Below are 22,491 nucleotides of genomic sequence, written 5' to 3' on the forward strand. Positions count from 1 at the left end.
TGTTTTTCCTCCTATTTTGCTACCTTAACCATAGCTGGTCTAATTACTTTATTATTTAACTTATATCCTTTTTGGAAAGTTTCTATTATATGATCGCTTTCTACGCTGTCAGATTCTTCTGCCAAAACTGCTTGATGAACATTGTAATCAAAAGCTTCACCGTCAGAAGCAATAACTTCCAAGCCTTCGTTTCCAAGAACTTTTAGCATCTCATCGCGTGTCATAATAACTCCCTTTATAAGTGGGTCATCATCACTTGCACTAGCTATAGCTCTATCAAAATTGTCCAAAACTGGCAAGAGCTTTTCAATTAAGTTGCTACAAGCGTATTTTTTAAAGTCAGCCTTGTTAGCTTCTTCTCTTTGTTTATAATTAGTAAAATCAGCTAGAAGTCTTTGGTATTTATCTTTAAATTCATTAAAATCATCTTCTATTTGTGCTTCATCTATTTCTTCATTATCTTCATCAACTATTTCAGCATCGATAAATTCTTCTTTTTCATCAAGATTTTCTGCCTCATCTATGTTTTGATTTTCTTCATTTTTCAGCTTTTCATCGTTAATTTTTTTATTATCCACCCTAAACTCCTTTATTTATTAAGCAAATTCGATATCATCATAATATTTGATATTACTTCTAGGTAATTTAAACGAGTAAGTCCAACTACTGCAATATTTCCTACTATGTCATTATTGACTTTGAAATGGGAGCTAATTACAGTGTTATTTTTTAGCTCATCAATTTGATTTTCATAACCGATGCTTATATTTAGATCGTTATTAATCATATCTCCGATAATTTTATTTACCCTATCTTTGCTATCAAATAACTTAATAAATTCCCTAGCCTTGGATAAATCATCGTATTCTTTGAAATTAAATATATTACCCAGGCCTTCTATTTGAACCTCTCTATCAACTTCATCTAAAGATTTACTCTCTAATCTTTTTTCCATAATATCCACTAGATCATAATAATCTCTTAATAAGCTTAATTGCAGTAATTTAAGATTATCGTCTATCTTATTGATATCAGATCCCACTAAAGTTTCTTCAATAACGTTATTAATAAAAATCAGCTCATCAGAAGTAATCTCATGATCCAAATAAATCTTTTCATTTATAACTAAACCGTTATCAAATACACAAACGAGTAATACTTGAAAATCTGATACTCTAATAAGTTTAATATTATTAATTCGTTTTATTTCGTTTGTTAAAGTCACAGATACAGCTGTTAGCTTTGTCATATCCGCCAATAACTTAGTTGCAGTCTCAACAATGTCTTTTGCATTGTGGTATCTTTTATCTAGTAAACTTATCATCTCATCACTAACATTGGAATTAAAGGCATTTAGCTTGTATTCCAAAATATAATCTACAAACATTCTATAGCCCTTATCAGATGGAAGACGTCCGCTTGATGTGTGAGCTTTTTCTAAAAGTCCCATTTTCTCAAGGGCACTCATCTCATTTCTAATAGTTGCTGGAGAAATATTCATATTATATTCGCTAGCCAATGATTTTGAACCAATGGGTTCACCATCTAGGATATATGAGTTGATGATAGAGAATAATATTTCTAGTTTTCTATCGTTCATAATATCTCCTTTAGCACTCATTAGCTTCGACTGCTAAGGATAGTATACTAGCTTAATTATTTATGTCAAGGAATTTAAATTAAATAATTAACCTAAAAAATTCATTAGATAAATTCATTCCTCTTTTAGAAAATTTAATATCGTCATTAATAATAAAGTAATCTTCTTTTTGAAATTTTTCGATTTGTTTTTTATATTTTTCTAGAAAATCAGATTCAAATTTCTCTTTAAAATGGGCTAAATTTATACCAGAGCTTTCTCTAAGTTTAAAAATTATATATTCCTTTTCTCTTTCATCTTTATCAATAAAGGAATAATCAACTATTGGAAGTTTATTTTCTTTTAGCATCTTGTCATAATGAAAGAAATTTTTGCTATTGGTATATCTAATATTAGACAGATAACCAGCGCCACTCATACCCAATCCAAGATATCCGTTGCCTTCCCAATATTTTTTGTTATGGAAAGACTCAAAGCCTTCTTTGGCAAAATTTGAAATCTCATAGCGTTTTAGTCCAATTTTTTCAAGATCATCTATAATCTCATCAAAAATTTCTACTTCTAAATCTTCATCCATTAATTTTAATTTTCCTCTTTTTTCTAAAGCGGCAAATCTTGAGCCTTCTTCTAAAATAAGGCTATACCAAGAAAGATGCTCTGGAGAAATGTCTTTTACTATTGATATGTCATTTTTTATGGATTTGTAAGTTTGTTTGGGCAAATTTAGCATCATATCAAAACTAAGATTAGTAAAGCCCATTTTTCTAATTAGCTCTATATCTTTTTTTGCTATATAGCTTGTATGATTTCTGCCAATTTCTCTTAAAACTTCATCGTCAAAAGACTGGACTCCCAAAGAAATTCTATTAATTCCAATGTCTTTATATATACTTAATTTCTCCTCATCAATACTATTAGGATTACATTCTATGGTAAACTCCTTTAAATTGACTTGATGAAATTTATTTATTTGCTTTATTATTTCCACTATATATTTGGGATTAATATAAGATGGAGTCCCACCACCGATATAAATACTATCGATTTCAAGACCCACTCTTTCTTGATAAAGCTTTATTTCCTTTATCAAATTTTTTATATAAGTATCAATTCTATTTTCAACATTCATAAAGGCAGTAAAATCGCAATAATAACACTTTTTTTGGCAAAATGGTATGTGAATATAACATCCTACTTTTTCCATACAACTACTCCTTTTTATATTACAATAAAAATATACTGATTATTTTAATATTAGCTAAGATTTTTTTACAAAATAATAGCTTTTATGATATCCTTAACTTATAGATACTAGGAGAGCGCAATGGATAAAAAAATACTTATTGTTGAAGATGATAATGATATCAATGACTTAATTTCAGAAACTCTAACAAAAAATGGTTTTGTTTGTAAAAAAACATATTCTGGAACTGAAGCTCTTATATATTTAAAAGAAAATTTTGATTTGTTTGTTCTAGACTTAATGCTACCAGGTCTTACTGGTGAAGATGTTATTAAAAAAATTAGAAAAGTATCTCAGGCACCTGTATTAGTATTATCATCCAAAGATTCCATGGATTCTAAATTATTATTATTAAACGGTGGTGCAGATGATTATATGACAAAGCCCTTTAATTTAGATGAATTCCTGGCAAGAGTTAATATACTTATAAGAAGAAATTCAGATAATAAAATAAGTAGTTGTTTAGAATATAAGTCTTTAAGACTAGATATCAATGATTTTTCTTGTTTTATAAATGATAATGAACTTTTACTTACAAAATCTGAATTTAAAATTTTACAACTTTTGATGACAAAGCCTAAACAAGTTTTTACAAAAGAAAATATTTATGAATATGCTTTTGGAGACTATTATTTATCAACCGATAATTCCATAAATGTACATGTTTCTAATATAAGAAAGAAAATCAAAAAATATACAGATGAAGAATATATAGAAACAGTGCGGGGAATCGGTTTTAAGCTTCATAAATAAAATAATTATTTTTCCCATCTTTTTTTGATGGGATTTTTTAATCTTTATGAAATCTTTAAACTTTATTTCTAAATTATTAAAACTTTTCATATATTATTGTTATAGACAAAGATAGATACTTGAAAGGAGATCATATGAATCCAATAATTGAAACAAAAAATTTAACAAAATGCTTTGCCGACCATAAGGCAGTAAATAACATATCTTTGAAAATTAACCAAGGAGATATTTATGGTCTTATAGGTAGAAATGGTGCTGGAAAAACAACTTTTATGAAGATGATTTCTAATTTATCTAAACCTAGTTCTGGAACTTACCAAATTTTTCCGTCTTCTGAAAAAGATATGAAGATTAAGCAAACAAGAGTTTCAGCCTTAATTGAAAATGTCGGATCATATCCAACTATGACTGCCTACGACAATATGTTATTAAAAGGAAAATCTCTAGGGTTATCCAGGGATAGCTACATATATGAAACACTTAATCTCTTGGGATTAGGGAAAGTGGGCAAGAAAAAAATCAAGGATTTTTCCCTTGGTATGAAACAAAGATTAGGTATAGCTCTAGCTCTTGTAGGAAATCCTGATATTATGATCCTAGATGAACCAATAAATGGCCTAGACCCACAAGGAATTATCGACATTAGAAATATAATAGCAGAATTAAATAGGGAAAGAAATATTACTTTTCTTATATCTTCCCATATCCTTGATGAGCTTGCAAAACTTGCTACAAACTTTGCCATAATAGATAATGGATATCTTGTGGCAAACTTTTCAAAGAAAGATTTGGAAGAGTCTACCAAAGATAGGATAGAAGTTCTTACTGATGACCCGAAAAAGGCAATCCTAGTCCTAGATCAAGGACAAATTGGATCATATCGCCTAGTAGATGATAACATGATTCATATATATGTAGATAGCAAATATACCAATGATATAATTTCTTGCCTTTATGAGGCTGGAATCAAAATCAATTATTTTAATGTTCACAATACTTCACTAGAAGAATATTACATCAAATTATTGGAAAATAAAGGAGTTTAATATGTTAAATCTTATTAAAATGGAAATCACAAGAGTTTTTAAAAGTAAATATGTCTACTTCATATTTTTTGCAAGCCTACTTACATTTTTTATCACGGTAGGATTGGTTGATTATACTAGCAAAAATATCGACAACTTCGAAGAAAGTGTTGTAGATACAACTGGTGACAATAGTAACGGTGTCAAGGTGGATGTTGACAAAAGTGGATTAGAATCATTGACAGATTCCGGGGAAGATTTTGTTATTTCTTCATTTTCCCAAACTACTTATTTAATATTTTTAATAATATTTGCTGCGCTCTTCTTTACTAATCCTTATGCCAATGGATTTGTAAAAAACTTTCTTGGCATGTGCAAAAGTAAGAGTTCTTATATAATGGCTACATTTATTGTAGCTTCCTTGTTTGTAATTGTTAGCTTTGCTATTGGAGCTGCAATTCTAACTATTGCAGGAGCATATATAAACAATGGTATGCTCAAATTTACTGATTACTCTAGATTATTCAAAGTCTTATTTGTAGAACTAATTTCCCATATCTCCTACCTTGCCGTAATATTATTGGTTGCTACAATGACTAGATCTACGTCAAAAACCTTGATGTTTACCTTTTTGTACCCAACTATATTTTTTAACTTTTTAAGAGGAATTGGAGATCAATTTCTTTCCTTATTTATAAATTTGCCAGATGATTTTTCAATAGCAAATTATGTAAATATTGGAAATATAATCTCAACTAATTTTTCTTCCACCAATGCTAACATTACAAGGTCTCTAGTCGTGGCGATATTAATAGGAACTATAGCTTTGATCTTATCTTCTGTTATAATAAATAAAAAAGACATATAGAAGGGAAAATATTATGTACGCTATCTGGATTCTTATTTTGCTATTGATAATCTCACTATTAATAAATATCCTTATGATAAAAGAAATTAATAGCATTTGCGAGCAAGTTAGATTTTTAATAAATAATAATTCACAAATGAGAATAAATACAAGTTTTTCTATAAAAACATTTATGGAATTTGCTGAGATTATCAATAACTTTTTAGATAGTTATCATAATAAAGAGAAAGCTTACATCAATAAGGAAAAGTACTTACAAAATACCATAAGGGGACTTTCTCATGATATTAGGACCCCTCTCACTTCTCTTGATGGATACTTGCAGCTAATTGCAAATAATAAGGAAAATATTAACAATGACAAGTATTTTTCGATTATGAGAAATCGTATCAGTAGTCTAAATAATATTCTCGATCAGTTATTTACTTTTGTGAAACTTCAAGAAAACGAGTACAAGCTTGAGATGGAAAAAATAGACTTTACTTCTTTGGCCTTACAAACTTTGTTTAACTATTACGAAGATTTCAAATTTAGAAATATTGAACCTATAATAAATTTTCCCAATAAGAAAATTTTTATAAATGCAAACACTGACGCCCTAGAAAGAATTTTTCAAAACATTTACAAAAACATACTAGAACACGGACAAAATCCAATTAGTTTGAGTATTTCAGAAGATGAGAAGAAGCTTATCTTTGTAAGCAAAAATAAAACCAAAGATGGTCTTACAATAAACAAAGACGACTTATTTAAGGAATTTTACAAGGCTTCCAACTCTAGAAATGGATCATCAACTGGTCTCGGTCTTGCCATTACCAAAGCTTTGGTTGAAAAATTAAATGGCAAAATAACAGCCGATATATCGGATAATTATTTTGCCATTGAAATTTCATTTAATAAAATATAAATTTAATATAACTTCTAAGATTTTCTTATAAAATTTTCAAATTAATGAAATCTTAGAAGTTCTTACTTTTATAGAAATTTTTCACTATTTAGAATCTGGTATATTGATCTTTTTCTTCCCAATATCCAAAATTTCTCCAACTCTTTTAAAAAACAACTTATAATCGTAAATCCAATTGTTCAAAATTCCTGATTTATAAAGTCCAACAATAAATATTAAAATTATTGGGAAAAATATAGCTCCTTTTACACCAAATAATCTTAGACCCGCGTATAAGCTTATGACGGATAAAAGTGGATGGATGTCGGCTGATGCGCCTATTATTTTTGGTGAAATTACTTGTCTTATTCCTGTCCATGCTGTTAACAATATTAGCAAAGCCAAGGCTTTAAAAGTATTGTTAAAAATTAAAAATTCTATTACTGACCAAGGTAAAAGCACAATTATAGGTCCAATCATTGGTAATAAATCAACAAAGCCTAAGATTAATGCAATTGGTATAAAATATTCTTGGCCTAAGAATTTTAACACGATTGCCATAAGAATTGAACACATCAGTCCCATCTTTAGTTGTGCTTTAACATAATTCCAAGTTGAGCTTTTAAAAACTTTATTGATAAGTTGCAAATTTTCTTTAGAATGTTCTGGAAAATTCTTATCGTAGAAATTTTCTATATTTACCATGTCTCCTAAAATAATATAAAAAGCAACAACAAAAGTTATAGCAAAAAATATTACATCATTTGATGTGTTGATAAAAGCTGTTGTAAAACCCAAAGTAATATTAACTGCATTTTTTTGCAAATCTCCCAAGAAATTATACAAAGAGCTAAGGCTTGATTTTATGGCATTTGATGCAAAATCCGGCATCAAACTAATTTTGGAGTTAATTTTTGCAATAAATCCATTTACCGAATGAACTATTTGTGACCAATTGTTTATAATATTACCAACAAGTCCTGTCACTTGACTTATGAGAGCTTGAAATAACCACAAGGTTAAAAAGAAAATGATTATAAGCAAAATGGTTCCAACTATGTAGGATATAACATTGTGTTTTATTGATAAGCTATTATTTATTTTTTTTATTAATGGTTTTAGAATAGCTACAAAAATACAGGCTAAAATTATTGGCATTAAAGCATCAAAAAGTCTAATGCCAACAAAAACCACAAACAAAATACTTAGTATTATAATCCCTGTTCTAAGGGCAATTCTTTCATATAAATTTTTATTTTCCATATCATTTCCTTAAATTTGATATTATTATTATATCCTTATAGAAATTTTTTTACAGATAATGTAAGATTTATCTAAGCTATCAGTCTAATATATAGGAGGGCAAAATGGATATTGAAAAAATATATAGAATATACTTTGACGATCTTTATAAATTTTTGCTCTCTTTGACAAAAAATAAAGAAATAGCCCAAGATATCACAAGCGAATGTTTTTTAAAGGCCATGGCAAATTTAGATGCGATAAAAAAAGAAAAATCTATAAAGTCATATCTATTTACCATAGGCAAAAATACCTATATTGATTATTATAAGAAAAATAAGATGTTGATAAATACTGATGATATAAATAAGTTCGACCTATCATCCCCTTCTTTTGAAGAAGATCTTATTTCAGGAGAAGAAGAAAAACTTCTAAAGGATTCTATAGAAAAGTTAGAAGAACCCTACAAAAGTATAATAAAACTTCGAATTGAAAACTTATCTTTCAAAAATATAGGCAAAATTTATGGCAAAACAGATAATTGGGCTTGTGTTTGCTTTTACCGAGCAAAGGAAAAACTAAGAAAAATTTTGGAGGAAAATTATGGATTGTCAAGTAATACGTGATTTAATTCCCCTATGTAAGGAAGATTTAGCAAGTCTTGCTAGCAAAAAAATCGTAGAGGAACATCTTTTAACTTGTAAAGACTGTAAGGCTTATTATGATAGCTTAGATGAAAACAACATTGATTCAACTGAGCCTTTGGATTTTTTGGATAAGGCGGTTAATAAAAACAAAAAATATTATGGACTAATGATTGGTTCTTTAGTTTTAAGTATCTTTTTAATAATATTTTCATTTTTAACAAGTCCAAGGCCAATTGATTATGAAAAAGATCTTATAAAAAGTTCAACTAATGGCGATGAAATAATTTATGAATTTAGAGATGACGTAACAAGAGTATATACAGATATCTCTAATGAAGGCGATTTTGCTAATAATAGTAAGGATTGTAAAAGTCTTTATATAGACGCAAGTTATACTTATTTGGATAGGATATTGGGAGGAAAAAAGCAAACATTAAAGGTAAATAAAAAAGATTATGACATTATTTTTTACAATAAAAATGGAGATGGGTCGGCAAAAGTTCTCTATGACCCTTATTCCTTAACAATTAATTCTGGATCTTTGTTATTGCCAAGATTAATTTTTGCTATTTATATAAAAATTGCTTTTGTGATTTTTTTAATCCTTTTAGCCTTAAACTTTACTTTATTTAGAAAATCTATTAAGTACAAAAAAATAAGAATTATAACTTTGCCTTTGGCCTATATCCTATCTACATTTTTAATAAAAGGTCTTAATTTTGCAAGTATGCATCCAGTTAGAGATTTTATTTTTATTGTACTTACAACTTTTTCTATCTATCTTTTGGTATTTACCATTAGCTTATATTTAGAAAATAAAGATAAATATAAATTGGCAAATTAATTTGGGTATTATTATAAAAGATGAAATAAAGAAAGGAAATATTATGATTGATCACATTACAATGCAAGTTTCAGATTTAAAAAAAGCTAAAGAGTTTTACGAAAAGGTCCTAAATGAAATTGGAATCAAAATTGTAGTTGAGCATGAAAATGCCATTTGCTTTGGTCAAGTGTGGATGGTTGAGGGAAATCCTAACAAATTCCACCTTGCTTTTACAGTAAATAGCGAAGAGGAAGTAAATAATTTTTACAAAAAAGCTCTTGAATTAGGCGCAACAGATAATGGAGCTCCAGGAATCCGCGAACATTATGCACCAAATTATTACGCTTGCTTCTTCCATGATTTTGATGGAAACAACATCGAAGCAGTATATCATAAATAAATTTTTTAAAAAAAGCTTCCCAGAATTTTAAGGTGACCCCACAAAGTTGGACCTAATACCAGAGTTAGAACTAAACTAGCCCTGGTATTTCTTTGTCCTATCCTACCCCTAGGGGTAGGAAATTTTTATGCTGCATTCTTCTTTCTGTATTCTATTGGTGATAAGTATCCTAATTTTTCTTTTATTCTTTCTTCGTTGTAATATTTTATGAAATCTTCAATTGTTTGTTTTAAGTGCTCGTATGAATAGAATTTATTTCCGTAATATATTTCTTGTTTTAATATCCCAAAGAAATTTTCCATTGGTGAGTTGTCTAAGCAATTTCCTTTTCTTGACATGGATTGAGTGATGTCATTTTCTTCTAGTTTTGATGTGTATTGCTTTACTTGGTATGCCCAGCCTTGATCAGAGTGGAATATTCTTTTTTCTTTATTTTTATTAGTTACCTCTATTGCTTTGTCTAAGGCTTTTAAGATTGGTTCTATTGTTGGGTGTTTTGATATTTCATAGCTAAGTATTTCACTGTTGTACATATCTAGGTATGGGTTTAGATAGAGTTTCTTTATTTGATATGTTCCTGTTTTATCTTTTTCTAAATACTTAAATTCTGTTGTGTCTGTTGTTATTTGTGTGTATGGTGTTTCCACTTTAAAGTTTCTTTTTATTTTGTTGTCTGATATTTTTCCTACCTGTCCTTTGTAGGATGAGTATTTTCTTGTTTTTCTTGAATAGCTTTTTACTTGAAGTTTTAACTTTTGAACTAATCGTTGTACTTTCTTTTTGTTTATTATCAGTCCTGATCTTTTTAACATTGCTGTTATTCTTCTGTAGCCGTAGTTTGGATTGTCTTTTCTTATTTTAAGTATTTTCTTTTCTAATTCTAGATCTTTATTTGGTTTATTTAAGCGTTTTTGCCAATACATGTATGTTGATTTGGCAATGTTAAAGTATTTTAACAAGTCTTTTAGTTTGTATTTATCTCTTAAGACTTTGATTGTTTCAGCAATTGTCTTATTTCTGTATCTGTCATTTGAGACAATTCTATCTTTTTTTTTATTGCATCATTTTCTAATTGAAGCCAATAGTTTTCTTCTTCTAATTTCTTTATCTTTTCTTTTAGTTGTGCTTGTGTTAATGATTCATTTTCTAAATTAGTTATGTTTGCTGATGATTCTATTTTAGTGTCTTTTGATCTCTTTGGGGATTTTGGCATTTTTGAAGGTCTTCCTCTCTTTTTAGATCTAAGTCCTTCAATTCCTTTTTCTCTATATTCATTGACCCATCGGGTGATTATTGATGGATTATTGATTTTAAGATTGTTTGCTAGGCTTTGATAGGACATTTCTCCTGTTAAGTACAAGTTTACTACATTTAACTTGAATTCCAAAGTATATTGTGTATTTTTTCTTTTTACTTTTAGTCCTTCATAGCCTTGTGATTTGTATGCATTTACCCAGCTTTTCACTACGCTTTCTGATGGTATGCAATATTTGTCTGATAAAGATTTATATGAGATGTTTGATTCTAAATATTCTTTTACTACTTTCATTTTGAATTCTGTGCTATATTTTGCCATTAAAAAACTGACCTCCGTTAGTTAGTTTTTAGGTCTAACTTTTGGGGGTCAGTTCATTTTTCTGGAAAGCTTTTTTACTTTGTCTTTAATTTTTAATTGTATTTATAGAAACCTTCTCCACTTTCAATTCCCTTTAAGCCTTTTTCTGCTCTTATTTTTAATTTTTCAACAGCTTTTGCCAAAGCGGAATTTTTATCTTGTACTTCAGGATTTAAACTTGTTATATTAATTACAGTTGTAATTCCAACTATATCTATAATTTCAAATGGTCCACGTGGAGAGCCTGTTCCAATTTTCCAATCCATATCTATATCTTTTGGTTCTGCAACATCATTTCCATAAAGTCTTAAAGCTGCATCTAAAAGTGGAACTAAAAGTGAGTTTAGAATATATCCTGGTTGCTCTTTTTTGATAACTGCTGGATACATTCCGATAGATTTAGCAAAATCAACTACTAAATTCAAAGCTTCTTCGCTAGTTGTATCATGTTTCATTACTTCTGCTAAGTTTTGTCTATGAATATTATTAGCAAAGTGTAAACTTAAGAATTTCTCTTCTCTTCCTGTAAATTCTTTGAATGTTGATGGAAGTAGTGTTGATGAGTTTGTTACAATTATTGCTTCTTCTTTTAGGAAAGGAGCGATTTTTTCATAAAAGGCTTTTTTCTCATCAACTCTTTCTGCAATTGCTTCTATGATTAAATCAGCATCTGCAAATGCTTCTTTTAAATCTGTTGTGTATTTTAAGCCTGTATAAACTTCTTCGTTAAGTTTTTTTAGTTCAGCAATTTTTTCTTCTGTAATTTCACTTTTATCAGCAAAAAATGATCTTGGATAATTTGGATTTGATGCTCCTATATATGATGGAGCAATATCTAATTCTTTAGTATAAATACCGTGCAATTGATCTATACGAGGTCTAACTCTTTCAATAGAACCCTCGCTTCTACCCCAAATTGTGACATTATATCCATGAAAAGCTGTTGCATAAGCTATTTGAGCTCCTAATACTCCGCCACCTGCTATAGTTACGTTTTTTATTTTCATATAATCATCTCCTTATATTCAATATCTATTTTTTATTTACCCATTTTATATAGATATTATCATATAAGATAAATTTTTAATAATTTTTTAGAGCCCTATCTATCCTTCTCTTAGCATCTTTTCTCTTAATGGCTTCACGTTTGTCGTATAATTTTTTACCCTTGGCTAGGGCTATTTCAATTTTTATCAAACCCTTATTTTCGTAAACACTAAGAGGGACTATTGTGTATCCATCTTGAGTTTTTTTGCCTATCAAGCTATTAATTTCTTTTTTGTGAAGTAATAATTTCCTTGTTCTTAAAGGATCGACATTTTTATCATAAGCTTCTTTAAATGGACTTACATGCATTCCGTAAATATACATTTGCCCATTTCTATCGCCTATATAAGATTCTTTGATGCTAACCTTACCTTGCTTTATACTTTTGACTTCTTGACCTATTAGTTCAATTCCTGCCTCGTATTTTTTTTCTATAAAATATTCATGAAAGGCTTTCTTGTTGTTGGCTAACTGTTTCATCTTCCTCCAATAATTCAAAATCTATATTCTTTTTCATTATATCTATTTTTTTTACTCTGACTTTAACTCTATCGCCCAAATTATAATATTTTTTGTTTGTCGTATCATAGGCTTGTAGTTTTTCTTCAATAAATTCATAGTGATTTTTTGAAAATTTATACATAAATAAGCCTTCAACTGTGTTTTCTAGCTCTATATAAATTCCAAAATCAGTAACAGAACTGATTTCTCCGTAAAACTCACAGCCTATAAATCTTCTCATGTATTTACATTTCATCAAATCTTCTACTTCACGCTCACAATCCTCGCTGCGTCGTTCTGTAATTGATAAATGCTCGCTAGATTTTTCTAAAGAATTTTCTAAGCTTACCCTGTTAAATTTACCTAGTTTATTCTCAATGTAAGCTTTTAAAAGTCTATGAACTATCAAATCTGGATATCTACGAATTGGGCTTGTAAAATGTGTGTAAAACTTTGTCGATAATCCAAAATGCTCTTTACAATCTTTGGAATATCTTGCTTTTTGCATGGTTCTAAGCATTAGAAGATTTACAATTTTTTCCTTATCTTCACCTTCAACTTCTTTTAGGATTTTTTGAAAATCTTTTGGATAAAGATCATTTCCTCTGATATTATAGCCCATGGTGTTGAGAAATTTTTTAAATTTTTCTATCTTTTCTGCCTTCGGTTTTTCATGTATTCTATAGATAAACGGAAAATCCATATAGGCAAATAAAGTTGCAACAGTTTCGTTTGCAGCAAGCATAAATTCCTCTATCATTTTGTTGCCGCTTCCACGTTCCAAAACTTCAATATTTAAGACTTTGCCATCATCTGATACATCTATCTGACTTTCAGTAAAATTAAAGTCAATTGCTCCTCTTTCATCTCTTTTGGCTCTTAAAATTTTATAAAGTTCATCAAAAAGCAATAATTTTTCTTTAAGAATTTCATCAGTATAAATGCTTTCGTTTTTATCATCCAAAAAATCATTTACATCGTCATAAACTAGCCTGTAATTGGAATTTATAACTGCTTGGTAAAAATCATTGGCAATTACTTTGCCTTTATTATTAATAGTCATTTTTAAGCTTAAAGTTAGTCTATCAGAATTTGGATTTAGCGAACAGATTCCATTTGATAATTCTTTAGGCAGCATAGGAACAACTATGTTATATAAATAGGTTGAATTTCCTCTATCATAAGCGTCATTATCAATAGCAGTTGATCTTTTTACATAATTTGCCACATCGGCTATATGGACATAAAGATCGTAATCTTCACCGTTTTTTTCTATGGAGATAGCATCATCAAAATCTTTTGAATCTCTTCCATCAATGGTTACTGTAAATAAATCTCTAAAGTCAACTCTTCCTACATAGTCACTTTCTTTAAGTTTTTCATCGATAAACAAAACTTCTTTTTTTGTTTCTTTAGAAAATTGGTAGGGTATGTCGTGTTTCGCAATAATTGTATAGATGTCGACATTTTTGTCGTTTTTGTGGCCAATTATCTCAACTATTCTACCTTCGGGATTGCCTTTTTTTGGTATATTTATAATCTCAACTATAACCTTGTCTTTGTTTTTAGCATTTTTGGAATATTTTTTGGCTATATAAATATCATTGCCAATTGATTTATTATCGCAAATAACAAAGCCAAAATTCTTTGATTGTTCATAAGTTCCTATGATTTTAGACTTATTATGCTCAATTATATCGACAACTCTGCCCTCGGCATTTCTCCCATTTTCTGCTTCTTTAATTATTTCTATCTTAACTCGATCGCCTTGGAAAGCTTGCTTTAGATTTTCTTTTGATATAAAGACATCTTTCATTTTTTCATTGTCAGAAATGAAAAATCCATAAGAGCCTTGAGCAAGTTCGATCCTACCAAAAAGTGATTTTTCATCTTCAGTTAAGGCTAAAATTTTTCCCTTATGGCTTATTCGTATTTTGTTATCTTTTTCCAAAGATTTAATAGCATCGATAATTACATCTTTCATGTACTTATCAGCTTTTAAAAATTTCACCATTTCATTTGTGGTAAGTGGAGAATAATCCTTATCATAAACTATATCTAATATTAGATCTTTTAAATTCATTTTTAACTCTTTTCTTATTCCTAATAAAAAAGAGGCTAGATAGATTTCCTATCCCTAGCCCCTACATAACTGCTAAAAAGATTATACTTGCTAAAAAAAGCAATACTCCTCCAACAATTACAACTTTATCAAGCATTTCATTTTTTGTTTTGTGAGCACTTCTACCAAAAACGTTAGTTTCTTGGCCAGCTAGTGTTCCCAAACCATCAGTTTTTGGATCTTGCAATGTTACAGCTATTATTATAATAAGTGATGCAAGCATCAAAACAACTGCTAAAAAGTTTTCCATAAAGACACCTCCGATTTCATATTTTTTAGTATACCACTAAAAGCTAACAAACGCAATTTTCGTGTATTTCTTTGTTATAATCATACTTTATAATGTGAAATTTTTCTATTTATTTTTAAAATTTTACTATTAACTAATTTTGGCATATAGTTATATTATCAAATAAAAAGGAGTTTGTATGAAAATTAATTTTAATGATTCTAAAAAAAACCTCGTAAAATTTACTTTTAAAGACGATTTTTCAAATGAATTTTTTGACGGATCTATTGGTGGAGTTTTCCCAGATTTGAATAGCAATCTTATTTATTTAGGACTTGGCGAAAAAGAACACTTTGATAGGGAAATTTTTAAAGAAGCAGTTTATAAATTAGGAAGATTTTTCCTAAATAAAGAAATTACAGAAGTTTCTTTTGATGATAATTCACTTGAACTTGATAAGGAAGATTATATTTATAATATTGTAAATTCCTTAATCCTTGCAGGCTATAATTTTGACTATTACAAAAGTGAAAAAGCTAAATACAATATAGAAAATATAAACTTGCCAGCTTCATTTAATTCCTATGAAAAAAATATGGAAGAACTAGTAAAAGTTATAGATGCACAAAGTTTTGCTCGTGATTTAGTAAATTTAAGATCAAATGATATTTATCCTGAAACTCTAGCCAATAAAGCTAAAGAAGAACTTTCTAAATACGGTGTTGATGTAAAAATTTACGAAGAAGATCAAATTCGTGAAATGGGTCTAACGGCTTTTTTACAAGTTGCAAAAGGTTCTGATAATAAGCCAAGATTTATCGTAATGGAATATTTAAAGGCTAATGACGATCAAAAGCCCCTTGTTTTTGTAGGCAAGGGCCTAACTTATGATTCAGGTGGATATTCAATAAAATCTTCAGATGGCATGAAAGAGATGAATTCCGACATGGGCGGATCTGCAACAGTAATTGGAGCTTTAAAAGCTATCGCTTCTAATAATTTAAAAGTAAATGTAGTTGGAATTGTTGCAGCTTGCGAAAATAGTATTTCTGGTAGAGCTTACAAACCTGGCGATGTTATAAAAGCTCGTAATAAAATGACTATAGAAGTTGACAATACCGATGCCGAAGGAAGAATTACTCTTGCCGATGCTGTAAATTATGGAGTTACAGAATATAAACCACAAATGATAATAGATCTTGCAACCCTAACTGGTGCAGTTTTAGTTGCCCTTGGAGAAACTTATACTGGAGCAATTACAAATAACCAACAAGCCATGGATGAAGTTCTTAAAGCAGCTAAAGAAACTGACGAGAAAATTTGGCAACTTCCAAATGATAATTTCCTAAGAAAATATAATAATTCAGAAGTTGCTGATATCAAAAATTCTGGTGGAAGACTTGCTGGATCAATAACCGCTGGTCAATTTGTTGGAGCATTTATTGAAGATTATCCTTGGGTACATCTTGATATAGCAGGAACTGCCTATCTTTCAAAAGCTCAAGGCCCATATCAAGAGGGTGCAACAGGTGTTCAAGTCAAAACCCTATATCAATTAGCAAAAAATAAAGCAGAATAACAATTTTTAATCTTCTTAGATTTTACAATCTAGGAAGATTTTTTTACCTAATCTTTACAAAAGTAAACTATTTTTCGGGTAATTTTTTAACATAAGGAAGGAGAAAGTTATGACTGACTTTTTAAATGCTGCTTTGCCTTGGATAATCGCAGGCTTATCTTTTGCAATATTTTTTGCCAACGTTAAAAAGAATAAGGAGATTCTTTCTATCAATAATTCCTATATATTTGAAGGAATATGTTTAGGAATAGCTATTTCTTTTATCTTTTTTTCAAATGATTTAGGCTTAGCTTTAGCAGAAGGAATACTAATTGGCTTAGCCTTAGGAACATCAATAAAAAAAGAAAAATTAAAAGGAGAAGAAGGTTAAGATAAGCGGAAATTAAAATCCTTATAGTAAATCTTTTGCTTACTCTTGTTTCAAAGAAAAAAGCTTGGGTATATAAATAATGTTAAGAATTAAAAATATTGGAGGCAAATATGAAATTAACTGAAACAGTTCAAACTGCTGATTGGAAAGCTGAAAAACACGTACCTGTTCTACACGTAGAAAAAGCTGATGGCTTACTAAAAATCAAAGCTCAAGTTGGCGAAGAAATTGAACATCCAAACACCTTAGAACACCACATTGCTTGGATCAAAGTTTTCTTTAAGCCAGAAGGTTCTAAATTCCCAATCGAAGTTGGTTCTTATAATTTTAGCGCTCATGGCGAAGAAGAAATTTTCTCAAAACCAATGGTTGAAGTTGAAATTAAGACAGAAAAAAGTGGAGAGGTTTATGCACTAAGCTATTGCAATATCCACGGTCTTTGGGAAAATTCAGTAGAAGCTTAATATAAAATAAACCCCAGATCTTATTAGGTCTGGGGTTTTGAATTAGAGAATATTTTCTCCAATTTTAAATTTCTTTATTTTTCAAGTTCCATTAAAAGTTCTTCAGCTTCTTTTACTAATTTTGAAGAGTGGTCGATTATTTTTTCAAGTTTGTCTTTTACCTTACTTACAGTTTTCGGATAATTTTCTAGCAAATCTTTTGCTATTTTTGTTTGCTCTTGGTTTTTTTCTATTGCCTCTTCTAGTCTATGAATATAAGCTATTTTGTTATTTTTTATAATAGAATCAATTGCTGATCTATAACCATCAAAATCAACTGCTAGCTTTCCTTCATCAGATAAAGAATCATACCATACTAACCATTCACTTCTTTTATTATCCAAGTTTGTTAATTCTTCTATAACTATTTTCTTTGAAGTTTTTTCTTCTTGGCTTAAGCTATTGTACCAAGTCTTAATCTTTGCATCTTTAAAATCAACATCAGCACTATTATCTGCATAGGATATGCTTGAAAATGCTAAAACTGTTAGTAAAGAAAATATTATTTTTTTTATTCTCATAATTATCTCCTCCTGAACTTTTTATATTTTTACCCAGAGACATTTATATTTAATCATAAAGACATAAATTGACTAATTAATACTATCAGTAGTGATTTATTTTATATTTTTTAGTATTCCAATGACTTCTTTAAGATTCTTTATTGTATAATCGACTTTTACATTTGACTTATTGTCAGCATTTTCTGGATTATACCAAATATTTTTAATTCCAGCATTATTTGCTCCTAATATATCTGATGTTAAAGAATCCCCTACTAATAAATATTCTCTTGTATCTGTTGAGCCAATATTTTCAAAAACTATATCAAAAAACTCCTTGTTTGGTTTATCTATTCCAATTTCTTCTGATATGAAAACACCATCAAAGATCTTATCAAGTCCAGATTTTTTGAGTTTTCCTTTTTGTGCTACAATGCTACCGTTTGTAATCGCATACTGCTTGTATGTTTTTTCTAAAGTCTTTAGGGTTTCTTTGGCATTGTCATTGAAAAATATGTTATTTCCAAGTTCTACTTGATAAAATTTATTGAAATCATAGATAAGTTCGTCGGTATATGCTATATTAAGTCCATCGAAAAATTCACGAAATCTACCGTGAAGAACCATCTCTCTTGTAATTTCTCCTCTTTCTAGTCTTTTCCAATATTTATCATTGATCAAATTATAATTTTTGATCTGACTTTCATCTATGGGAAGTTGAAATTTCTCAAAGCCATCTCTCATGGCAAAATATTCGGCTTTTTTAAAGTTTAACAAAGTTGCATCTATATCCCAAAGTAAATATTTTATCAATTAAATCTCCTTTTTAAAATGATATTTTAAATATCAATGCGAGTAGCGTAAGAATTACAGCTATTGGTACATATACAAATCTACCAATATTATACCATTTATTTGTTTGTTTTTTCTTTGCTGATAAATTTACTTCATCTAGTAATAAGTCTTTTTTTAGTATATAAAACCAAGTTACTGCACCTATTGATGCGCCAATTGGAATAATATAAATAGAAACTATATCCATATAATGACCTACTTTGTCAATTGTTTCCATATTTACAGAGAATACAAAGGTCAAAATTCCTACCAAAATTAGCATGAAGTTTCTGCTTAATTTCTTGTATCTAGACAATAGTGAAGCCACAACTGGCTCAAACATATTTTGTAATGATGAAATTCCTGCAAATATAACTGCTAAATATAGAAATATAGAAAATAATCTACCAAATTTTATATTTTGTAAAATAGTTGGCAAGGATATAAATAATAAACTAGGTCCTCCAACTTGTTGCATATTAAATACGCTTAAAGCTGGAATCATTACGCAAGATGCAAGCAAAGCTGCAATTGTGTCGTATAGACCTGTTTGCTTTGATGAATCAACTATATCTATATCTTTTTTAATATAAGATCCAACAGTTACCATGGCTGATCCTGTCAAGGAAAGTGAGAAGAATGCTTGTCCCATTGCAGCTGCAATGGTATTTAGATTAAACTTTGATGTATCAAATCTTAGCATATATTTATAACCATCAATGGCTCCTGGTAACATTAAAATCCTAATTCCTAATAATAAAAATAGTACAAAAAATGCCGGCATCATAACTTTATTTGATTTTTCCATTGTAGATGCTCCACCAATACAAGTTAATATTGCAGCAATAATAATAATTATATGAAAAGGTATTACTGAGCGTTCTGTATTAGCAAAACTTGCAAACCATGAACTTACATCAGTAGTCATTATTTCACCTGTAATTGAATCGATCAAGGCCTTAAAAACATATGCAACTATTACAGAGTATCCAATAGCTATTAGAAAAATACCAATTAATGGAATAAATCCAATTAATTTTGATATTGTTTTGTTTTTATTGGTAGAGTTAAATGAGTACTGATAAGCACCCAAAGTACCAGCTTGACTTAATCTGCCAACTGCAAACTCGCTTGTCAAACCTACATAAGAAAATAGACCTACAAAAAATATATAAAATATTAAAAATATAAGACCACCATCTTGTAACTTATACGGGAAACCCCATATATTTGCCATCCCGACGGCCGAACCAACAGCAGTAAGGACAAAACCAACTTTTGAACTAAATTTTTTGTCCATAATTAACTCCTAATAAAATAAATTTAAAAAACTATATCACGCTTTAAAGCGAGATAGAAGTTTTGTTTTTAATTATACAATAAAATTTTTATTATACAAGAAATTTTTAATAAAAAAAAGTCATAAGTTGATCGCTTATGACTTGTGGATTTATTTATTATATTTATTTTTCATTTCTTTTAAGAATTTATCATCAGAAAAATAATCAATTCCCATGGCTTTTTTGACTTGGTTTACTTTTTGTCTACCAACTTTTCTTGCCTTTTCGCTTCCTTTTTGAAGTATATCTACTACTTGATCAATATTTGCTTCATAGTCAGCTCTTCTTTGTCTAATTGGCTCTAATTCTTCTTCTAAGACTTTAATGAGGAATTTTTTAACTTTTACATCCCCAAGCCCACCTTTTCTGTAGTGAGCTTTAAGCTCTTCAAGGTTTTTGTATTCTGGCAAATATTTTTGGAAGTGACTATCGTTAGAAAATACATCAAGGTAAGTAAATACGACATTCCCCTCAACTTTTCCTGGATCATCTATGTTTATGTGCTCTGGATCTGTAAACATACTCATAACTTTTTTCTTTAGAGTTTTTTTATCATCGGCTAAATATATAGCATTGCCCAATGACTTACTCATTTTTGCATTGCCATCTATCCCTGGCATTCTTCTTGCAGTTTCATTTTCTGGCAATACTGCCTTTGGTTCTTTGAAAATTTCACCATAAATACTATTAAAAGATCTGGCTATTTCCCTAGCTTGCTCAAGCATTGGTTCTTGGTCAACTCCAACAGGAATAATATTTGCATCAAATAGCAAAATATCAGCAGCTTGGCTTACCGGATAAATCAAAAATCCTGCTGGAAGACTAGTTTCAAAGCCTCTTAACTTGATTTCAGATTTTACGGTTGGATTTCTTTCAAGTCTTGAAAGTGTAACAAGATTTAGAAAATAAAATGTAAGTTCAGTTAGTTCTTCAATTTGTGATTGAACAAATATTGTAACTTTGTTAGGATCTATGCCAACAGATAAATAATCTAGGGCAACTTCGATAAGATTTTCTCTAATTTTTCCTGGATTGTCAAAATTGTCTGTCAAAGCTTGGCTATCTGCAATCATTATATACATTTGATCATAATCGCCTGCTTCTTGCATCAATACTCTATTTTTTAAGCTACCAACATAATGACCTAAGTGAAGTCTTCCTGTTGGTCTATCTCCAGTTAATATAATTTTTTTGTCAGTCATTTTTTCTCCTATAAAAAAGGAGGATCTTATCCTCCCATTAATTATCATTAGTATTAAGAGCTAAATAAGCATCAATAAAGCCTTGTATATCGCCATCCATGACACTTTCAACATTTCCCACTTCATAATTTGTTCTATGATCTTTTACTAGTGTATAGGGTTGGAAAACATAGGATCTTATCTGGCTTCCCCAGGCAATTTGAGTGTATTTGCCTTTAATATCGGATATTTTTTCTCTTTGCTCTTCTTTGGCAATTTGTATAAGCTTTGCATAAAGTTGTCTCATAGCAGTTTCTTTATTTTGAACTTGGCTTCGTTCTGCTTGACTACTTACGACAACTCCTGTAGGCAAATGGGTAATTCTAACTGCAGAATCAGTTTTATTAACATGCTGGCCACCAGCTCCACTTGCTCTATAGGTATCAATCCTTAGATCGTTTGGATCTATATCAATATCTGAAATATCATCTAATTCTGGATAAATATCAACCGAAGCAAAAGATGTGTGACGTCTGGCGTTGCTATCAAAAGGAGAAATACGAACTAATCTATGAACGCCTTTTTCTCCATTAAGATAACCATAAGCAAAAGGACCACTTACATATAAGGTTACAGATTTGATTCCACCAGCTTCTTCGTTGTTAAATTCTGTTATGGTATATTTAAAACCGTGTCTTTCAAAATATCTGGTGTACATCCTAAGTAGCATACTAACCCAATCTGTAGCTTCAAGCCCACCTGCTCCAGCATTTATCGACATATAAGCGTTGTTCTTGTCATATTCACCATTAAGTTGGATTTTTAACTTCATGGTTTTGATTTCTTTTGACAAGGCTAGTAAATTATCTTCGATTTCCTCTAAAGTTTTACTCTCCCTATTTTCGCTCATTTCAACTAAATCGAGTAAGTCAACATCATCATCAAGACTTTTTTTAATGAAATTATATTCTTCAAATTCATCTTTTTTTTCAGCTAAGATAGCCATAGTTTTTTGAGCTTTTTGGCTATCATCCCAAAAATCTGTTTTGTAAGTTTCTTTTTCAAGTCTTGCTATATCAGCTTCCAATTTTATAGGGTCAAAGAGAATCTCCTATTAATTTAATTGCCTTAGATAATTCTTCAATTTTTTCTCTAAGTTCGTAAATTTCGGTCATTT

25 protein-coding genes are annotated in these 22,491 nt (G+C 29.5%); 10 read left to right on the forward strand and 15 right to left on the reverse strand.

Going from position 1 to position 22,491, the window contains the following annotated elements; all coding sequences use genetic code 11:
* Nucleotides 1–11 precede the first annotated feature (11 nt).
* The 3 genes from grpE to hemW all read right to left on the reverse strand — a co-directional run bounded on the left by grpE (nucleotide 12) and on the right by hemW (nucleotide 2,804).
* The gene (gene grpE, locus GAN53_RS08335) at nucleotides 12–578 is read right to left on the reverse strand and encodes a nucleotide exchange factor GrpE (RefSeq protein ID WP_225791851.1); all 567 of its coding nucleotides are present in this window, start codon (nucleotides 576–578) and stop codon (nucleotides 12–14) included.
* 11 nt (nucleotides 579–589) lie between these two features.
* Complete coding sequence (gene hrcA, locus GAN53_RS08340) at nucleotides 590–1,600, reverse strand: heat-inducible transcriptional repressor HrcA (protein WP_151410640.1); 1,011 nt, start codon at nucleotides 1,598–1,600, stop codon at nucleotides 590–592.
* 79 nt (nucleotides 1,601–1,679) lie between these two features.
* Nucleotides 1,680–2,804, reverse strand: coding sequence for a radical SAM family heme chaperone HemW (hemW, locus tag GAN53_RS08345; protein ID WP_151410641.1), 1,125 nt, complete (start codon nucleotides 2,802–2,804; stop codon nucleotides 1,680–1,682).
* Nucleotides 2,805–2,924: 120 nt separating this feature from the next.
* Between hemW and GAN53_RS08350 the strand changes: the two genes are divergently transcribed.
* The 4 genes from GAN53_RS08350 to GAN53_RS08365 all read left to right on the forward strand — a co-directional run bounded on the left by GAN53_RS08350 (nucleotide 2,925) and on the right by GAN53_RS08365 (nucleotide 6,396).
* Nucleotides 2,925–3,596, forward strand: a complete 672-nt coding sequence (locus GAN53_RS08350; protein ID WP_151410642.1) for a response regulator transcription factor — start codon at nucleotides 2,925–2,927, stop codon at nucleotides 3,594–3,596.
* Between the two features lie 134 nt (nucleotides 3,597–3,730).
* Nucleotides 3,731–4,642: an ABC transporter ATP-binding protein gene (locus GAN53_RS08355; RefSeq protein ID WP_151410643.1), complete on the forward strand. Its 912-nt coding sequence runs from the start codon at nucleotides 3,731–3,733 to the stop codon at nucleotides 4,640–4,642.
* Between the two features lies 1 nt (nucleotide 4,643).
* On the forward strand, nucleotides 4,644–5,489 hold the full coding sequence (locus GAN53_RS08360) for a hypothetical protein (RefSeq protein ID WP_151410644.1): 846 nt from the start codon (nucleotides 4,644–4,646) through the stop codon (nucleotides 5,487–5,489).
* A 13-nt stretch (nucleotides 5,490–5,502) separates the two neighbouring features.
* Nucleotides 5,503–6,396 (forward strand): sensor histidine kinase, encoded by an 894-nt coding sequence (locus tag GAN53_RS08365; RefSeq protein ID WP_151410645.1) that lies wholly within the window; start codon nucleotides 5,503–5,505, stop codon nucleotides 6,394–6,396.
* An 84-nt stretch (nucleotides 6,397–6,480) separates the two neighbouring features.
* On the opposite strand, the gene GAN53_RS08370 is transcribed toward GAN53_RS08365, so the two are convergent.
* Nucleotides 6,481–7,638, reverse strand: coding sequence for an AI-2E family transporter (locus tag GAN53_RS08370; protein ID WP_151410646.1), 1,158 nt, complete (start codon nucleotides 7,636–7,638; stop codon nucleotides 6,481–6,483).
* A 104-nt stretch (nucleotides 7,639–7,742) separates the two neighbouring features.
* Between GAN53_RS08370 and GAN53_RS08375 the strand changes: the two genes are divergently transcribed.
* The 3 genes from GAN53_RS08375 to GAN53_RS08385 are packed head-to-tail and all read left to right on the forward strand — an operon-like array spanning nucleotide 7,743 to nucleotide 9,490.
* Nucleotides 7,743–8,243, forward strand: coding sequence for an RNA polymerase sigma factor (locus GAN53_RS08375; RefSeq protein ID WP_151410647.1), 501 nt, complete (start codon nucleotides 7,743–7,745; stop codon nucleotides 8,241–8,243).
* Nucleotides 8,221–9,108, forward strand: coding sequence for a zf-HC2 domain-containing protein (locus tag GAN53_RS08380; protein ID WP_151410648.1), 888 nt, complete (start codon nucleotides 8,221–8,223; stop codon nucleotides 9,106–9,108). Before GAN53_RS08375 ends, GAN53_RS08380 begins: the two co-directional genes overlap by 23 nt.
* A 43-nt stretch (nucleotides 9,109–9,151) precedes the next feature.
* Complete coding sequence (locus GAN53_RS08385; protein WP_151410649.1) at nucleotides 9,152–9,490, forward strand: VOC family protein; 339 nt, start codon at nucleotides 9,152–9,154, stop codon at nucleotides 9,488–9,490.
* A 125-nt stretch (nucleotides 9,491–9,615) separates the two neighbouring features.
* Here the strand turns inward: GAN53_RS08385 and GAN53_RS08390 are convergent, their stop codons facing one another.
* From GAN53_RS08390 to secG, 6 genes are all read right to left on the reverse strand, one after another.
* Entirely contained in the window at nucleotides 9,616–10,530 is a 915-nt protein-coding gene (locus tag GAN53_RS08390; RefSeq protein WP_151409096.1) for an IS3 family transposase, read from the reverse strand.
* A complete protein-coding gene (locus tag GAN53_RS08395; RefSeq protein ID WP_151409095.1) occupies nucleotides 10,473–11,066 on the reverse strand; it encodes a helix-turn-helix domain-containing protein in 594 nt (197 codons plus the stop codon). The genes GAN53_RS08390 and GAN53_RS08395 overlap by 58 nt, the downstream gene beginning before the upstream one ends.
* A 92-nt stretch (nucleotides 11,067–11,158) precedes the next feature.
* Nucleotides 11,159–12,112: a 3-hydroxyacyl-CoA dehydrogenase gene (locus tag GAN53_RS08400; RefSeq protein WP_151410650.1), complete on the reverse strand. Its 954-nt coding sequence runs from the start codon at nucleotides 12,110–12,112 to the stop codon at nucleotides 11,159–11,161.
* A gap of 76 nt (nucleotides 12,113–12,188) precedes the next feature.
* Nucleotides 12,189–12,632 (reverse strand): SsrA-binding protein SmpB, encoded by a 444-nt coding sequence (gene smpB, locus GAN53_RS08405; protein ID WP_099320518.1) that lies wholly within the window; start codon nucleotides 12,630–12,632, stop codon nucleotides 12,189–12,191.
* On the reverse strand, nucleotides 12,595–14,736 hold the full coding sequence (gene rnr / locus GAN53_RS08410) for a ribonuclease R (RefSeq protein WP_151410651.1): 2,142 nt from the start codon (nucleotides 14,734–14,736) through the stop codon (nucleotides 12,595–12,597). The genes smpB and rnr overlap by 38 nt, the downstream gene beginning before the upstream one ends.
* A gap of 61 nt (nucleotides 14,737–14,797) precedes the next feature.
* Nucleotides 14,798–15,025, reverse strand: a complete 228-nt coding sequence (gene secG / locus GAN53_RS08415; protein WP_151410652.1) for a preprotein translocase subunit SecG — start codon at nucleotides 15,023–15,025, stop codon at nucleotides 14,798–14,800.
* Nucleotides 15,026–15,203: 178 nt separating this feature from the next.
* On the opposite strand from secG, the gene GAN53_RS08420 reads away from it, so the two are divergent.
* From GAN53_RS08420 to GAN53_RS08430, 3 genes are all read left to right on the forward strand, one after another.
* Entirely contained in the window at nucleotides 15,204–16,583 is a 1,380-nt protein-coding gene (locus GAN53_RS08420) for a leucyl aminopeptidase (RefSeq protein ID WP_151410653.1), read from the forward strand.
* Nucleotides 16,584–16,692: 109 nt separating this feature from the next.
* The gene (locus GAN53_RS08425) at nucleotides 16,693–16,953 is read left to right on the forward strand and encodes a hypothetical protein (RefSeq protein WP_151410654.1); all 261 of its coding nucleotides are present in this window, start codon (nucleotides 16,693–16,695) and stop codon (nucleotides 16,951–16,953) included.
* Nucleotides 16,954–17,063: 110 nt separating this feature from the next.
* A complete protein-coding gene (locus tag GAN53_RS08430; protein WP_151410655.1) occupies nucleotides 17,064–17,417 on the forward strand; it encodes a class II SORL domain-containing protein in 354 nt (117 codons plus the stop codon).
* A 74-nt stretch (nucleotides 17,418–17,491) separates the two neighbouring features.
* Here GAN53_RS08430 and GAN53_RS08435 read toward each other — a convergent pair whose 3' ends face one another.
* From GAN53_RS08435 to prfB, 5 genes are all read right to left on the reverse strand, one after another.
* Nucleotides 17,492–17,977: a hypothetical protein gene (locus GAN53_RS08435; protein WP_151410656.1), complete on the reverse strand. Its 486-nt coding sequence runs from the start codon at nucleotides 17,975–17,977 to the stop codon at nucleotides 17,492–17,494.
* 96 nt (nucleotides 17,978–18,073) lie between these two features.
* Complete coding sequence (locus GAN53_RS08440; RefSeq protein WP_151410657.1) at nucleotides 18,074–18,772, reverse strand: YjjG family noncanonical pyrimidine nucleotidase; 699 nt, start codon at nucleotides 18,770–18,772, stop codon at nucleotides 18,074–18,076.
* 13 nt (nucleotides 18,773–18,785) lie between these two features.
* Nucleotides 18,786–20,093 (reverse strand): sodium-dependent transporter, encoded by a 1,308-nt coding sequence (locus GAN53_RS08445; protein WP_151410658.1) that lies wholly within the window; start codon nucleotides 20,091–20,093, stop codon nucleotides 18,786–18,788.
* Between the two features lie 150 nt (nucleotides 20,094–20,243).
* Nucleotides 20,244–21,335 carry a tryptophan--tRNA ligase gene (trpS, locus tag GAN53_RS08450; protein ID WP_151410659.1) on the reverse strand — a complete coding sequence of 364 codons (1,092 nt, stop codon included), beginning with the start codon at nucleotides 21,333–21,335 and terminating at the stop codon, nucleotides 20,244–20,246.
* Nucleotides 21,336–21,372: 37 nt separating this feature from the next.
* A protein-coding gene (gene prfB, locus GAN53_RS08455; protein WP_151410660.1) for a peptide chain release factor 2 occupies nucleotides 21,373–22,489 on the reverse strand; the annotation gives its coding sequence in 2 pieces (ribosomal slippage) (nucleotides 21,373–22,413 and nucleotides 22,415–22,489; 1,116 coding nt in all).
* Between the last annotated feature and the right edge of the window lie 2 nt (nucleotides 22,490–22,491).

The sequence above is a fragment of the Anaerococcus sp. Marseille-P9784 genome, assembly GCF_902500265.1.
Lineage (GTDB): Bacteria > Bacillota > Clostridia > Tissierellales > Peptoniphilaceae > Anaerococcus.

Coding starts and splice junctions, on each gene's coding strand:
- hrcA (WP_151410640.1), bottom strand. CDS start 1,600: ATGAACGATAGAAAACTAGAAATATTATTCTCTATCATCAACTCATAT.
- hemW (WP_151410641.1), bottom strand. CDS start 2,804: ATGGAAAAAGTAGGATGTTATATTCACATACCATTTTGCCAAAAAAAG.
- GAN53_RS08350 (WP_151410642.1), top strand. CDS start 2,925: ATGGATAAAAAAATACTTATTGTTGAAGATGATAATGATATCAATGAC.
- GAN53_RS08355 (WP_151410643.1), top strand. CDS start 3,731: ATGAATCCAATAATTGAAACAAAAAATTTAACAAAATGCTTTGCCGAC.
- GAN53_RS08360 (WP_151410644.1), top strand. CDS start 4,644: ATGTTAAATCTTATTAAAATGGAAATCACAAGAGTTTTTAAAAGTAAA.
- GAN53_RS08365 (WP_151410645.1), top strand. CDS start 5,503: ATGTACGCTATCTGGATTCTTATTTTGCTATTGATAATCTCACTATTA.
- GAN53_RS08370 (WP_151410646.1), bottom strand. CDS start 7,638: ATGGAAAATAAAAATTTATATGAAAGAATTGCCCTTAGAACAGGGATT.
- GAN53_RS08375 (WP_151410647.1), top strand. CDS start 7,743: ATGGATATTGAAAAAATATATAGAATATACTTTGACGATCTTTATAAA.
- GAN53_RS08380 (WP_151410648.1), top strand. CDS start 8,221: ATGGATTGTCAAGTAATACGTGATTTAATTCCCCTATGTAAGGAAGAT.
- GAN53_RS08385 (WP_151410649.1), top strand. CDS start 9,152: ATGATTGATCACATTACAATGCAAGTTTCAGATTTAAAAAAAGCTAAA.
- GAN53_RS08395 (WP_151409095.1), bottom strand. CDS start 11,066: ATGGCAAAATATAGCACAGAATTCAAAATGAAAGTAGTAAAAGAATAT.
- GAN53_RS08400 (WP_151410650.1), bottom strand. CDS start 12,112: ATGAAAATAAAAAACGTAACTATAGCAGGTGGCGGAGTATTAGGAGCT.
- smpB (WP_099320518.1), bottom strand. CDS start 12,632: ATGAAACAGTTAGCCAACAACAAGAAAGCCTTTCATGAATATTTTATA.
- rnr (WP_151410651.1), bottom strand. CDS start 14,736: ATGAATTTAAAAGATCTAATATTAGATATAGTTTATGATAAGGATTAT.
- secG (WP_151410652.1), bottom strand. CDS start 15,025: ATGGAAAACTTTTTAGCAGTTGTTTTGATGCTTGCATCACTTATTATA.
- GAN53_RS08420 (WP_151410653.1), top strand. CDS start 15,204: ATGAAAATTAATTTTAATGATTCTAAAAAAAACCTCGTAAAATTTACT.
- GAN53_RS08425 (WP_151410654.1), top strand. CDS start 16,693: ATGACTGACTTTTTAAATGCTGCTTTGCCTTGGATAATCGCAGGCTTA.
- GAN53_RS08430 (WP_151410655.1), top strand. CDS start 17,064: ATGAAATTAACTGAAACAGTTCAAACTGCTGATTGGAAAGCTGAAAAA.
- GAN53_RS08435 (WP_151410656.1), bottom strand. CDS start 17,977: ATGAGAATAAAAAAAATAATATTTTCTTTACTAACAGTTTTAGCATTT.
- GAN53_RS08445 (WP_151410658.1), bottom strand. CDS start 20,093: ATGGACAAAAAATTTAGTTCAAAAGTTGGTTTTGTCCTTACTGCTGTT.
- trpS (WP_151410659.1), bottom strand. CDS start 21,335: ATGACTGACAAAAAAATTATATTAACTGGAGATAGACCAACAGGAAGA.